Origin of the sequence: Pseudomonas sp. (assembly GCF_035497915.1) — a bacterium.
In the GTDB taxonomy this organism is placed as follows: Bacteria; Pseudomonadota; Gammaproteobacteria; order Pseudomonadales; family Pseudomonadaceae; genus Serpens.
Genome location: NZ_DATJCS010000007.1, coordinates 42,733 through 56,566 on the forward strand (window position 1 = coordinate 42,733; position 13,834 = coordinate 56,566).

The 13,834-nt window shown below is 63.5% G+C and carries 13 protein-coding genes and 1 tRNA gene; 1 reads left to right on the forward strand and 13 read right to left on the reverse strand.

The features are described 5' to 3' along the window. Positions 1 to 15: 15 nt before the first annotated feature. The 9 genes from nusA to rlmE all read right to left on the reverse strand — a co-directional run bounded on the left by nusA (position 16) and on the right by rlmE (position 8,515). Positions 16 to 1,497: a transcription termination factor NusA gene (gene nusA / locus VL129_RS02370; RefSeq protein WP_325409671.1), complete on the reverse strand. Its 1,482-nt coding sequence runs from the start codon at positions 1,495 to 1,497 to the stop codon at positions 16 to 18. 45 nt (positions 1,498 to 1,542) lie between these two features. Further along, entirely contained in the window at positions 1,543 to 2,001 is a 459-nt protein-coding gene (rimP, locus tag VL129_RS02375; protein ID WP_325409698.1) for a ribosome maturation factor RimP, read from the reverse strand. Between the two features lie 285 nt (positions 2,002 to 2,286). After that, positions 2,287 to 2,372: transfer RNA gene (locus VL129_RS02380), tRNA-Leu, on the reverse strand. Positions 2,373 to 2,384: 12 nt separating this feature from the next. Continuing rightward, a complete protein-coding gene (gene secG, locus VL129_RS02385) occupies positions 2,385 to 2,762 on the reverse strand; it encodes a preprotein translocase subunit SecG (protein WP_325409673.1) in 378 nt (125 codons plus the stop codon). Between the two features lie 2 nt (positions 2,763 to 2,764). Next, positions 2,765 to 3,520, reverse strand: coding sequence for a triose-phosphate isomerase (tpiA, locus tag VL129_RS02390; protein WP_325409675.1), 756 nt, complete (start codon positions 3,518 to 3,520; stop codon positions 2,765 to 2,767). Positions 3,521 to 3,619: 99 nt separating this feature from the next. Beyond that, entirely contained in the window at positions 3,620 to 4,954 is a 1,335-nt protein-coding gene (gene glmM, locus VL129_RS02395) for a phosphoglucosamine mutase (protein WP_325409677.1), read from the reverse strand. 16 nt (positions 4,955 to 4,970) lie between these two features. Continuing rightward, the gene (folP, locus tag VL129_RS02400; RefSeq protein ID WP_325409680.1) at positions 4,971 to 5,822 is read right to left on the reverse strand and encodes a dihydropteroate synthase; all 852 of its coding nucleotides are present in this window, start codon (positions 5,820 to 5,822) and stop codon (positions 4,971 to 4,973) included. A 2-nt stretch (positions 5,823 to 5,824) separates the two neighbouring features. Then, positions 5,825 to 7,732, reverse strand: coding sequence for an ATP-dependent zinc metalloprotease FtsH (gene ftsH, locus VL129_RS02405; RefSeq protein ID WP_325409682.1), 1,908 nt, complete (start codon positions 7,730 to 7,732; stop codon positions 5,825 to 5,827). Positions 7,733 to 7,852: 120 nt separating this feature from the next. Next, entirely contained in the window at positions 7,853 to 8,515 is a 663-nt protein-coding gene (gene rlmE, locus VL129_RS02410; RefSeq protein WP_325409684.1) for a 23S rRNA (uridine(2552)-2'-O)-methyltransferase RlmE, read from the reverse strand. Between the two features lie 72 nt (positions 8,516 to 8,587). Between rlmE and yhbY the strand changes: the two genes are divergently transcribed. Continuing rightward, a complete protein-coding gene (gene yhbY / locus VL129_RS02415) occupies positions 8,588 to 8,899 on the forward strand; it encodes a ribosome assembly RNA-binding protein YhbY (protein ID WP_325409686.1) in 312 nt (103 codons plus the stop codon). 27 nt (positions 8,900 to 8,926) lie between these two features. On the opposite strand, the gene VL129_RS02420 is transcribed toward yhbY, so the two are convergent. The 4 genes from VL129_RS02420 to leuE are packed head-to-tail and all read right to left on the reverse strand — an operon-like array spanning position 8,927 to position 13,694. After that, complete coding sequence (locus VL129_RS02420; RefSeq protein WP_325409688.1) at positions 8,927 to 9,358, reverse strand: DUF4149 domain-containing protein; 432 nt, start codon at positions 9,356 to 9,358, stop codon at positions 8,927 to 8,929. After that, positions 9,336 to 9,809: a transcription elongation factor GreA gene (gene greA / locus VL129_RS02425; RefSeq protein WP_325409690.1), complete on the reverse strand. Its 474-nt coding sequence runs from the start codon at positions 9,807 to 9,809 to the stop codon at positions 9,336 to 9,338. The genes VL129_RS02420 and greA overlap by 23 nt, the downstream gene beginning before the upstream one ends. Next, positions 9,806 to 13,027 carry a carbamoyl-phosphate synthase large subunit gene (gene carB, locus VL129_RS02430; RefSeq protein ID WP_325409692.1) on the reverse strand — a complete coding sequence of 1,074 codons (3,222 nt, stop codon included), beginning with the start codon at positions 13,025 to 13,027 and terminating at the stop codon, positions 9,806 to 9,808. Before carB ends, greA begins: the two co-directional genes overlap by 4 nt. Positions 13,028 to 13,046: 19 nt before the next feature. Beyond that, the gene (gene leuE, locus VL129_RS02435; RefSeq protein WP_325409700.1) at positions 13,047 to 13,694 is read right to left on the reverse strand and encodes a leucine efflux protein LeuE; all 648 of its coding nucleotides are present in this window, start codon (positions 13,692 to 13,694) and stop codon (positions 13,047 to 13,049) included. Positions 13,695 to 13,834: the final 140 nt, after the last annotated feature.

Sequence of the window (13,834 nt, forward strand, 5' to 3'; positions counted from 1 at the left end):
TCAGGCCGCGACTGCTTACTCGAACCAATGGGCTCGGGCGGCCATGATCAGCTTGCCGGCACGCTCTTCATCCATGCCGTCGATCTCGAGCAGGTCGTCGATCGACTGCTCGGCCAGGTCTTCGCGGGTAGCCACGCCCCGCACTGCCAACTCCACCGCCAGCTCTTTGGTCATACCATCGAGCGACAACAGATCTTCGGCCGGCTGTACGTCTGCGAGCTTTTCCTCGGTCGCGATCGCCCTGGTCAGCAGGCGATCCTTGGCGCGGGCACGCAGTTCGTTGACGATGTCCTCATCGAATCCATCGATGCTCAGCAATTCTTCCATGGGTACGTAGGCGATTTCCTCCAGGCTGGTGAAGCCTTCCTCGACCAGCACCTGGGCCAGTTCCTCGTCGACCTCCAGATCATCGACAAAGGCCTTGAGAATGTCGCCGGTTTCAGCCTGCTGCTTGGCCTGAATGTCCGACTCGGTCATGACGTTGAGGGTCCAGGCCGTCAGCTGGCTGGCCAGACGCACGTTCTGGCCTCCGCGACCAATGGCCTGGGCCAGGTTGTCTTCCGCCACGGCGATGTCCATGGCGTGAGCGTCCTCATCGACGATGATTGCCACCACTTCGGCAGGCGACATCGCGTTGATGACGAACTGTGCCGGGTTATCGTCCCACAGCACGATGTCGACGCGCTCACCGCCCAGCTCGCCCGAGACGGCCTGTACGCGGGAACCGCGCATGCCGATGCAGGCGCCTTGCGGGTCGATGCGCTTGTCCTTGGAACGCACGGCGATCTTGGCGCGCGAACCCGGATCACGGGAGGCGCCCATCACCTCGATGAGTTCCTCGGCGATCTCCGGCACTTCGATGCGGAACAGCTCGATCAGCATCTTCGGATCGGTGCGCGAGAGGATCAGCTGCGGGCCACGGTTCTCGCTGCGGATTTCCTTGAGCAGGGCGCGAACGCGACCGCCGACACGGAAGATCTCGCGAGGAATGGTTTCCTCGCGCGGCAGCAGCGCCTCGGCATTGTTGCCCAGATCGACGATGCAGCTGTCGCGGGTGACCTTCTTCACGGTGCCGGAAACGATCTCGCCGACCTTGCCGCGATAGGCGTCAACCACCTGGGCACGTTCGGCTTCGCGAACCTTCTGCACGATGACCTGCTTGGCGGTCTGCGCGGCGATGCGGCCGAACTCGATGGACTCGATGGGCTCCTCGACCAGATCGCCGACCTTGGCGTCAGGCTTGCGCTCCTGCGCCTGCTCGACGGTCAGTTCGGCGGCCGGGTTGACCAGGTCGTCATCGGCGACCACGGTCCAGCAGCGGAACGTTTCATAGTTGCCGCTCTGCCGATTGATGGTCACCCGCAGGTCGACCTCTTCCTCGTAGCGCTTCTTGGTGGCGGTGGCCAGAGCCAGTTCCAGCGCCTCGAAAATCACACCAGCCGGTACGCCCTTCTCGTTGGATACCGACTCAACCACCAGCAGTACTTCTTTGCTCATGTACGCCTCGCCTTCGCAATCCATTGGATCCGCGGGATCCGTGCCTTAATCAAAACGGGGAACGATGTTGGCCTTGTCGATCGAATCGATCGGCAGGAGGAATTCGTGATCGTCTACCAGCACCACCACATCCTGTTCCTCGACCCCGCGCAGGACACCCTGGAAATTGCGCCGCCCCTCGAAGGGCACGCGCAACTTGATCTTGACCTGCTCGCCAGCATGGGCAGCGAACTGCTCCAGGGTGAACAAAGGCCGATCCATTCCCGGGGAGGATACTTCCAGGGTGTACTCGTTGCTGATCGGATCTTCCACGTCGAGTACACCACTCACCTGACGACTGACCTTTTCGCAGTCTTCGATGAGGATGCCATTGGCATGATCAATATAGATTCGCAGCAAGGAATGCTTGCCCTGGGAGAGAAACTCGATACCCCAGCACTCGTAGCCCAGGGCCTCAATCACAGGAGCAACAATCGCCTGCAACTGTTCTAGCTTGCTCGACATCGAGAGCCCCCTCTTTTTCTTGTGAAATAAAAAATGGGCGAGACGCCCATCCATGCTTGTCATTCCTGTGGAACGACTCGAAGACTGCGCAGCCAACAAAAAGCCCCTGGACAGGGGCTTGGCTGCAGCGGGTTGCGACGTCAGCCTTCCGGATCAATGGCCCGACCGGCTTACCGGCGCCCATCCCGCGACAAAGCTGGGCCAGAAGTATACGCACGCGCCCCGACAGGGTCAATTGCACCTGCCGGAAAGCAGGAGACCCGCATGAAGCGGGTCTCCTGGATATGGTACCGAGGAGGGGACTCGAACCCCTACAGCCTATGGCCACTACCACCTCAAGGTAGCGTGTCTACCAATTCCACCACCTCGGCAAAACCTTTGCCTTACTGCCCCGGAACTTCCGGAACATCGTCCGCTTCCATCGGAGCAGATTGCCCCTCGAGAACCGGAACATCCTCTTCAACGACCTTCTTCGGCACTTCCAGGACAGCAGGATCAGGCAGGCCGATCTGGCCAAGCTGTTCCGCCTTCTGGCTGGCGAAGTACGCCAGACCCAGACTGGTCACGAAAAAAACCGCCGCGAGTATACCAGTAACGCGACTCAGAAAGGTAGCGGAACCCTGGCTCCCAAACACCGTGCCAGACGCTCCGGCACCGAAGGAAGCACCCGCTTCCGCACCCTTTCCCTGCTGCAGCAACACCAGACCAACCAGGCCAAGCGCCATCAGCAGATGAACTACGATCACGACAGTCTCAAGCATCTTCAGCTTCCCGCGGCACGACAGATCGCACCAAACTCATCCGCATTCAGAGAGGCCCCACCAATGAGACCACCGTCGATGTCCGGCATGGCAAACAGCTCAGCCGCATTGGCAGCCTTCACGCTGCCGCCGTACAAAATTCTTACACCGCGCGCCACATCGGCGCTTTCGGTTCGCAACTGCGCCCTGATCGACGCATGCACTTCCTGGGCCTGCTCGGGACTTGCCGTCAGACCGGTGCCTATCGCCCAGACCGGCTCATATGCAACCACGGCCCTGGCAAACGCACCCACACCCAGCTGTTCAATGACACTGCCCAGCTGACGCTGCACGACCTCGAGAGTCTTGCCCGCCTCGCGCTGCGCCAGCGTTTCACCGATGCACAGGATCGGAATCAGGCCACACGCCTGAGCCGCGGCAAACTTGCGACTCAGCATCGCCTCGCTTTCGCCGAGGATCTGCCGACGCTCCGAATGCCCGACCAGCACATAGGCACAACCGGAATCAGCCAGCTGACTTGCGGCAATCTCACCAGTCAGCGCACCTTGCATTGGCTCGACGGCACAATTCTGCGCACCCACGCCGATCGCCTTGCCTTCCAGCCCCGCCACCACCTGGGTGACATACAGCGCGGGCGGAATTACAGCAATCTCGACCCCTACCGGCAAAGCCAGCTGACGAAGACCCCTGATCAATTCAGCTACGCTGGCGCGGGTACCGTGCATCTTCCAGTTACCGGCTACCAGTGGTCGACGCATGCTTTACCTCGTCGCTCAAAGTGGGCGCAGATGTTACCCAAGAGTTTCAATACAGGCAAGCGAATCAAATACATAGATTCACTTGCCCGACCATTCCGCTTACGCGCAGGCGTCGGCAACGACCCTGGCCAACGCTTCGGCATGCTGCCGCACCTGGGCCTCGTCATCCCCTTCGACCATGACGCGAACCAATGGCTCGGTGCCGGACTTGCGCAGCAAGACCCGACCGCGCCCGGCCATCTTACGGGTAACCTCATCACATGCCTCCTGCACTGAGGGATTTTCGACGGGATCCTTGCCGCCGCTGAATTTCACGTTGACCAGTACCTGCGGACACTTGCGCACCCCGCCACAGGCCTGCTGCAGGGTTTCGCCACGCCGCTTGAGCGACAGCAGCACCTGCAGGGCGGCAATTATGGCATCTCCGGTGGTGGTGTGCCGGCAACAGACGATGTGCCCGGAATTCTCCCCGCCGAGCTGCCAGCCACGCTCCTGCAGTTCGGCCATCACATAACGGTCACCGACCTTGGCACGTGCGAAGGGAATCTGCATTTCGCCCAGGGCCAGCTCGAGACCCAGATTGCTCATCAGAGTACCCACCACGCCGCCACCGCCCATCAGACCGCGCTCCTTCAGGTCGCGCGCAATGATGAACAGCAGCTCGTCACCGTCGACCACGCGTCCGGTGTGATCCACCATCAGCACTCGATCGCCATCGCCATCGAAGGCGATACCGAGGTCCGCACCCTGAGCGACCACCTCGGCCTGCAGCGTCTCCATGTGAGTGGAACCGCACCCTTCGTTGATATTCAGGCCATCCGGTTGCGCCGATAGCACGCTGACCGTGGCGCCCAGCTCGCGAAATACACTCGGCGCCACCTTGTAGGTCGCGCCGTGCGCGCAATCGACCACCAGCTTCAGACCGGAAAACCGGGTGCTGGTGGGCACGCTGCTCTTGCAGAACTCGATGTAGCGACCCGCCGCGTCATTGATCCGCGACACCTTGCCAATCGACTCGGCCACGATCATCGGCTCGTCGAGCAGCGCTTCGACCTTTGCCTCGATGTCGTCGGGCAGCTTGGTGCCCTGCCCCGAGAAGAACTTGATGCCGTTGTCGTAATAGGGATTGTGCGAGGCACTGATGACGATGCCGGCCTCGGCATGGAAGGTGCGTGTGAGGTAGGCGATGGCCGGCGTCGGCATCGGCCCGAGCAGCATCACGTCGGCCCCGGCGGCCACCAACCCGGCCTCCAGGGCCGACTCGAACATGTAGCCGGAAATGCGCGTGTCCTTGCCGATCAGCACCCGGCAGATACCCTCACGACGAAACGCAACGCCCGCTGCCCAGCCCAGCTTGAGCACGAACTCGGGAGTGATGGGGAACTGGCCAACCCGACCGCGAATGCCGTCGGTACCGAAATACTTTCTCGTCATTTCAACTCCATCTGCCTCAATCGGCAGTTTCGACTGCTGCAATCATCCTGACTACATCGACCGTTTCCGCCACATCATGAACGCGGATGATCCGCGCCCCCTTGGCCACCGCCAGCGCGGCCAGCGCCAGGCTGCCGTACAGGCGCTGCGACACGTCGCGACCCAGCACCTGACCAATCATGGTCTTGCGCGAGACGCCGACCAGCAGCGGGCGACCCAGCCGGTGCAACTCGTCCATGTGCTTGAAGAGCACCAGATTGTGATCGAGGTTCTTGGCGAAGCCGAAGCCGGGATCCAGCACAATGCGCTCTGCGGAAATGCCGGCCAGCCGACAGGCCTCCATGCGCTCACACAGGAACTGCTCGACCTCTGCGGTGACATTCCCGTAGGAGGGATTGTCCTGCATGTTTCCCGGCTCACCCAGCATGTGCATGAGGCACACCGCCATGGCGCTGTCGGCCGCGGCATCCAGTGCGCCATCGCGCCGCAACGCACGCACATCGTTGATCAATCCGGCACCCAGCCGCCCGCACTCGCGGATCACCGCCGGCGTGGAGGTGTCGATGGAGATCACCACATCCAGCTCGCGAGCGATGGCCGCGACCACCGGCGCCACACGCTCCAGCTCCTCGTTGGGCGATACCGAACGTGCGCCAGGACGCGTCGATTCACCGCCGACATCGATCAGGGTTGCACCCGCCTCGACCATGGCTGCGGCATGCCGCAGCGCCTTGTCGCGCTGAGTGTAGCTGCCGCCATCGGAAAAGGAGTCGGGGGTGACATTGAGAATGCCCATCACATGCGGACGGGACAGGTCCAGAACCCGGCTGCCACAGGGCAGCCGGGTCGGAAGGCAGGAATGACTCATGCTCAGTGCTCGCCGGCCGGGCCTCCGATCGGCGACTCGGGGCGCTCGCCCTGCGGAGCGGAACTGCCCGAGGCGCCGGCGCCACCCTGCCAGTCGCGCGGTTCGCGCGGCGGACGTCCGGACATGATGTCGTCGATCTGCTCGGCATCGATGGTTTCGTACTTCATCAGCGCCTCGGCCATCATTTCCAGCTTGTCGCGGTTATCGGCCAGCAGTTGCTTGGCGGTGCCGTAGCAGGTGTCGATGATGCTGCGAACTTCCTCGTCGATCAGCTTGGCCGTCTCGCCCGACACATTGGTGTGCTGGCTGCCGGCGCTGCGACCGAGGAACACTTCGCCCTCCTCTTCGGCATACATCAGCGGTCCCATCTTTTCCGACAGGCCCCACTTGGTGACCATGTTCCGCGCCAGCTGGGTGGCGCGCATGATGTCGTTGGACGCACCCGTGGTGACGCCATCGAAGCCCAGGGTCATTTCCTCGGCGATCCGGCCGCCGAACAGCGAGCAGATCTGGCTGTTGAGCGCACGCTTGGACAGGCTGTAGCGATCCTCCTCGGGGAGGAACATGGTCACGCCCAGTGCGCGGCCACGGGGGATGATCGAGACCTTGTAGACCGGGTCATGCTCGGGAACCAGACGACCTACAATGGCGTGGCCGGCCTCGTGGTAGGCGGTGTTGAGCTTCTCCTTCTCGGACATGACCATGGTCTTGCGCTCGGCGCCCATCATGATCTTGTCCTTGGCCAGCTCGAATTCCTTCATTTCCACCAGGCGCTTGTTGACCCGCGCGGCGAACAGCGAGGCCTCGTTGACCAGGTTGGCCAGGTCGGCGCCAGAGAAGCCCGGGGTGCCGCGGGCGATCACCGCGGGATCGACATCGTCACCCACCGGCACCTTACGCATGTGAACCTTGAGGATCTGCTCGCGGCCACGGATGTCCGGCAGGCCCACCACCACCTGGCGGTCGAAGCGGCCGGGACGCAGCAGCGCCGGGTCGAGCACGTCGGGGCGGTTGGTCGCGGCGATGACGATAATGCCGTCATTCATCTCGAAACCGTCCATCTCCACCAGCAACTGGTTGAGGGTCTGCTCTCGCTCGTCATGGCCGCCGCCCAGGCCGGCGCCACGATGACGACCGACGGCGTCGATCTCGTCGATGAAGATGATGCAGGGCGCGTGCTTTTTGGCCTGGTCGAACATGTCGCGCACGCGACTGGCACCGACACCGACGAACATTTCTACGAAATCGGAACCGGAAATGGTGAAGAACGGCACCTTGGCCTCGCCGGCGACCGCCTTGGCCAGCAGCGTCTTGCCGGTACCCGGCGAACCGACCATCAGTACGCCGCGCGGGATGCGGCCGCCCAGGCGCTGGAACTTGCCCGGATCGCGCAGGAACTCGACCAGTTCGGCGACTTCCTCCTTGGCTTCGTCGCAACCGGCGACATCGGCGAAGGTGGTCTTCACCTGGTCCTCGGAGAGCAGGCGTGCCTTGCTCTTGCCGAAGCTCATCGGCCCGCCCTTGCCGCCGGCACCACCCTGCATCTGGCGCATGAAGAACATGAACACCGCGATGATCACCAGGATCGGGAAGCTGGCCACCAGCAACTGGGTCCAGATGCTCTGCTGCTCGGGTTGCTTGCCTTCGATGACCACGTTGTTGTCGATCAGATCACCGATCAGGCCGCTGTCCTGGATCGCCGGACGCACGGTCTTGAAGGTACCGCCATCGGTGCGTTTGCCGGTAATCACGAAGCCGTCGACGGTGACGCGTTCGACGCGACCGTCCTGAACCTGGCTCAGGAATTCGGAATAGTTGAGCGTCTGCGGCTCGCTGGGGCTGGAGAAGTTGTTCATCACCGTCACCAGGACGGCGGCGATGATCAGCCACAGGATGAGATTTTTTGCCATATCGTTCAATTCGCTACCCTCTGAGCCGCTCCGTTCGAGCGACTCCCGCACGCGGCTGGTTGATTACCCGGCCTAACTTACTACACAACCCCTGCCGCGGCAGGTGGCGTCTGTAACCCTTTATGAACCCCGGACAGCCGATTCATCCCCTGCCGCACCCGCGGCGCCTCGAAAACCGCGCGCCAGCAGGTACTGTTCCCGGGAACGATCGCGCGAGGACAACGGCTTGCGGATCTGCACCTTTTCGAACATCTCCCGCGCCTGCTTGTGGTAGGCGTCGAAACCTTCGCCCTGGAAGATCTTGATCAGGAAATCGCCCCCCGGTCGGAGCACCCGACCGGCCAGATCCAGTGCCAGCTCACACAGGTACATGGCGCGCGGCTGATCCGCGGCCCGCACCCCACTCATATTGGGGGCCATATCGGAAATCACAAGGTCGACCGGGTGATCGCCGATCGCCTCGAGCAGGCGGGCGAACACCGCATCGTCGGTGAAATCGCCCTGAATGAAGGTCACGTCGGGGATGGAGTCCATTTCCAGGATGTCCGAGGCGATCAGCCGCCCCTTGTCGCCGATCACCCGACTGGTCACCTGCGACCAGCCGCCGGGCGCCGCGCCCAGATCGACGACCGTCATGCCGGGGCGCAGGATGCGGTCCTTCTCCTGGATTTCCAGCAGCTTGTAGCTGGCCCGCGAGCGATAGCCGTCGCGCTGCGCCATTTTCACGTAGGGGTCGTCGAAATGTTCTTTCAGCCAGCGCTGACTGGTCTTGGATCGGGCCACGGAATACCTCTTGGGCGGCGGCTCGGGTACACTAGCCGCCTTTTTCGTACAGTGAAACGTCAGGGCTTGATTATGGCGCTCTCGCAAGAGCAGAAGAAACAGTTCAAATCTATCGGCCACCATCTGAAGCCGGTACTGACCATTGCCGACAATGGCCTGAGCGAAGGGGTCATGGCCGAGCTGGAGCGCGCCCTGGTCGACCACGAGCTGATCAAGATTCAGCTGCGCGTGGCCGAGCGCGACGATCGTCACGCCCTCATCGAGGAGCTGTGCCGGAGCGCGCGCTGCGAGCTGGTGCAGAGCATCGGCAAGGTGGCGCTGGTGTATCGCAAGAACCCCAAGCCGAACCGGCACCTCTCCAACGTCCTGCGCAACCAGGAATGATGCGTTCCTCGCCCGAGGCGTAACCGGCTACCGGCGCGCTTCGGGCGGGGACTGCACCACCAGCAACAAACCGCAACAGGCCATCGCCAGATAGCTGAACATCTGCCAGTAATCGCCGAGCCAGCCGGCTCGCGCGGCGAAATAGCTGCCAGCCAGCAGCAGCACCGCCAGCAGCAGCTGGCCGCGCACATCCCGCCACAGGGCCCGCAAGCCGAGCGCCACCACCAGGCTCATGCCTTGCAGCAGCACACAGGCCACGGAAAAACCCACCAGCAACGGGCGCAGGCCGTTGGCCACTTCCTGCACCAGCAACGGTGCCAGGCCGATCTTGCCGAGCGCCGGCAGCAGCACGAAATGCAGCAGCCACAGGCCGCCGACCCAGAAAGTCTGGGCCAGCTGCCAGGCGATCACCGGCGCGCGCAGCCGCTCCAGCGGCTCAGACGTGACGGACTTCGACAATCTCGAACTCGACCACGCCGCTGGGGGTGCGCACCGTCACCACGTCACCTTCGGACTTGCCGACCAGCGCGCGGGCGATCGGCGAACTGACCGACAGCTTGCCGGCCTTGATGTCCGCCTCGTCGTCACCGACGATCTGGTAGGTCACTTCCTCATCGGTCTCGACATTCACGATGTCCACGGTGGTGCCGAAGATCACCTTGCCGGTATGCGGAATAGTCGAGACGTCGATGATCTGCGCGTTCTGCAGACGCCCCTCGATGTCGCGGATGCGCGCCTCGGCCAGCCCCTGCTGTTCGCGGGCGGCATGGTACTCGGCATTTTCCTTGAGATCGCCCAGCTCACGTGCTTCGGCGATGGCCTGGCTGATCTTAGGACGCTCGATCTTGAGAATCTTCAGTTCTTCCTCCAGGGCGCGGGCGCCCTGGACGGTCATCGGGTATTTCGTCATGCCTTGATTCCTGCATGCAGATCCTGCAGCCGGCGCACGGTCCGCTCCGGACCGAACTTGATCGCTTCACACACCGCCTGGCCGCCGGCCAGGGTGGTGGTGATGCAGACCTTGTGCTGCAGGGCGTTACGACGGATGGAGTAGGAGTCGGCGATCGACTGGCGACCCTCGGTGGTGTTGATGATCAGGGTCACTTCCTCGTTCTTGATCATATCCACCACGTGCGGGCGACCCTCGGTCACCTTGTTGACGCGGCGCACCGGCAGACCGGCGGCCTCGATCAGCTTGGCGGTGCCAGCGGTGGCCACCACCTCGAAGCCCAGCCCGATCAGGTCGCGCGCCATCTCGGCGACGAACGGCTTGTCATCCTCGCGCACGCTGATGAACGCGCAGCCGCCGGTGGGCAGGATTTCGCTGGCGCCCAGCTGGGCCTTGGCGAAGGCCTCGGCGAAGCTGTCGCCGACACCCATCACTTCGCCGGTGGACTTCATTTCCGGGCCGAGGATGGTGTCCACGCCGGGGAACTTGGCGAACGGGAACACCGCTTCCTTGACGCTGAAGTAGCTCGGAATCACCTCCTTGGTGAAGCCGATTTCCTGCAAGCTCTTGCCCGCCATCGCACGGGCCGCGACCTTGGCCAGCGACTGGCCGATGCACTTGGACACGAACGGCACGGTACGCGAAGCGCGCGGGTTCACTTCCAGCACGTAGATGTCTTCGCCCTGCACGGCCATCTGCACGTTCATCAGACCGACCACGCCAAGCTCCAGGGCCATCTTCTTGACCTGCTCGCGGATCTCGTCCTGGATGGACTGCGGCAGCGAGTAGGCCGGCAGCGAGCAGGCGGAATCACCGGAGTGGATGCCGGCCTGCTCGATGTGCTGCATGATCGCGCCGATCACCACATCCTTGCCGTCGCACACCGCGTCGATGTCCACTTCGATCGCCGAGTTCAGGAAGTGGTCCAGCAGCACCGGGCTGTCGTTGGACACCTTCACCGCCTCGCGCATGTAGCGCTTGAGCTCTTCTTCCTGGTAGACGATTTCCATCGCCCGGCCGCCCAGCACGTAGGACGGACGCACCACCAGCGGGAAGCCGATGGCCTTGGCATGTGCCAGGGCCTCGTCCTCGCTGCGCGCGGTAGCGTTCTGCGGCTGACGCAGACCCAGGCGCTGCACCATCTGCTGGAAGCGCTCGCGATCTTCGGCGCGGTCGATGGCATCCGGGCTGGTACCGATGATCGGCACACCGGCCTCTTCCAGGGCACGGCACAGCTTCAGCGGCGTCTGGCCGCCGTACTGCACGATCACGCCCTTGGGCTGCTCGACGCGGCAGATTTCCAGCACGTCTTCCAGGGTCACCGGCTCGAAGTACAGGCGATCGGAGGTGTCGTAGTCGGTGGAGACGGTCTCCGGGTTGCAGTTGACCATGATGGTCTCGTAACCGTCTTCACGCATGGCCAGCGCCGCATGCACGCAGCAATAGTCGAACTCGATGCCCTGGCCGATACGGTTCGGGCCGCCGCCGATGACCATGATCTTGTCGCGGCCGGACGGGTTGGCCTCGCACTCTTCCTCATAGGTCGAATACATGTAGGCGGTATCGGTCTGGAACTCGGCAGCGCAGGTGTCGACACGCTTGTAGACCGGCAGCACCTTCAGCTTGTGGCGGTGGCCGCGCACGCTCTTCTCGCTGACGCCCAGCAGGGTGGCCAGGCGGGCATCGGAGAAGCCCTTGCGCTTGAGACGGTACAGCAGGTCGCGGTCGAGGCTGGCCAGACCGAGGGTCTTGACCTTCTCCTCGTCCTTGACCAGATCCTCGATCTGCACCAGGAACCAGGGATCGATGTTGGTCAGCTGGAAAACGTCGTCGATGGTCTTGCCGGCGCGGAAGGCGTCGGCCACGTACCAGACGCGGTCGGCGCTGGGCACGGTCAGCTCGCGCTTGAGGATGCTCTCGGCTTCCGGATCGGCCAGGTCCAGCTTGGGATCGAAACCGGTGGCGCCCACTTCCAGACCGCGCAGGGCCTTCTGCATGGACTCCTGGAAGGTCCGGCCGATGGCCATGACCTCACCCACGGACTTCATCTGGGTGGTCAGGCGCGCGTCGGCCTTGGGGAATTTCTCGAAGGCGAAACGCGGAACCTTGGTCACGACATAGTCGATCGACGGCTCGAAAGACGCCGGGGTACGACCGCCGGTGATGTCGTTGCTCAGCTCGTCGAGGGTGTAGCCGACGGCCAGCTTGGCGGCGATCTTGGCGATCGGGAAGCCGGTGGCCTTGGAGGCCAGCGCCGAGGAACGCGACACGCGCGGGTTCATCTCGATGACGACCATGCGGCCGTCCTTCGGGTCGATACCGAACTGCACGTTGGAGCCGCCGGTTTCCACGCCGATCTCGCGCAGCACCGCCAGCGAGGCGTTGCGCATGATCTGGTATTCCTTGTCGGTCAGCGTCTGCGCCGGGGCAACGGTGATCGAGTCACCGGTATGCACGCCCATCGGGTCGAAGTTCTCGATGGAGCAGACGATGATGCAGTTGTCCTTCTTGTCGCGGACAACCTCCATCTCGTATTCCTTCCAGCCGATCAGCGATTCGTCGATCAGCAGTTCCTTGGTCGGCGACAGGTCCAGACCACGGTTGCAGATCTCTTCGAACTCCTCGCGGTTGTAGGCGATGCCGCCGCCGGTGCCGCCCATGGTGAAGGACGGACGAATGATGCACGGGAAGCCCACCTGATCCAGCACGCCGTAGGCTTCTTCCATGTTGTGGGCGATGCCGGAACGCGGGCACGCCAGGCCGATGTCACGCATGGCCTTGTCGAAGCGCGAACGGTCCTCGGCCTTGTCGATGGTGTCGGCATTGGCGCCGATCATCTCCACGCCGAACTTTTCCAGCACCCCGTGCTTTTCCAGGTCCAGCGCGCAGTTCAGCGCGGTCTGGCCGCCCATGGTCGGCAGCAGCGCGTCGGGGCGCTCCTTTTCGATGATCTTGGCCACCGTCTGCCACTTGATCGGCTCGATGTAGGTGGCGTCGGCCATGGCCGGGTCGGTCATGATGGTGGCCGGGTTGGAGTTCACCAGGATGACGCGAAAGCCTTCCTCGCGCAGGGCCTTGCAGGCCTGGGCGCCGGAATAGTCGAACTCGCACGCCTGGCCGATCACGATGGGGCCGGCGCCGAGGATCAGAATGCTTTTAAGGTCTGTACGTTTTGGCATGGGAGTCTCGTAGCGGTAATCAGGTCAGGGTTGCGGTGGCCAGCTTCACGCCAAAGCCGACGAACAAGGCGCCTACGCCGCTGGTGGCGCTGGCGCTCAGGCGTTGCCGCCGGCGGAACCAGTGCGCCAGGCGGGCGCCGGTAAAGATCAGGAGGCTCAGGTAGCTGAGACTGATGATTTGCAGGATCGCGCCCAGCACCAGGAACGACAACCCCGGGTGCGCGTAGGCCGGGTCGACGAACTGGATGAAGAAGGACACGAAGAACAGGATCGCCTTGGGATTCGACAGGCTGAGCAACAGGGCGCGGCGGAACGGCCGAGCCAGATTGTGCTCGGGCTGCACCGGCTCGTCGGCGGGACGCCGCCATTGGCGCCAGGCGCCGCGCAGCATGCCGATGCCGATGTAGCACAGGTAGGCGGCGCCCAGGTACTTGAGCCCGGTGAACAGCATCGGCTCGGCCTTGAGCAGCGACGCCACGCCCAGCGCAGCGGCCAGCATCAGCAGGGTATCGCCGACGAACACGGCGGCGGCGGCGCTGTAGCCCGCCGCGACACCGCGACGCGCCGCGCTGGCCAGCACGAACATGGAGTTCGGGCCGGGCAGCAGCACCACCAGCAGCGTCCCCAGGACGTAGGTCCAGAGGTCGACGATTCCCAGGCTCGCCAGCATGCGCGGCAGCCCTTAGCGCTACCTGCTGCTGGTGCGGGCCACCGGCCGGGAACGCGAGCTGGCGCTGCGCGCCGCCCTCGGCGCGGGCCGCGGCCGCATCGTCAGCCTCATGCTGGCCGAGAGCCTGCTGCTGGCGG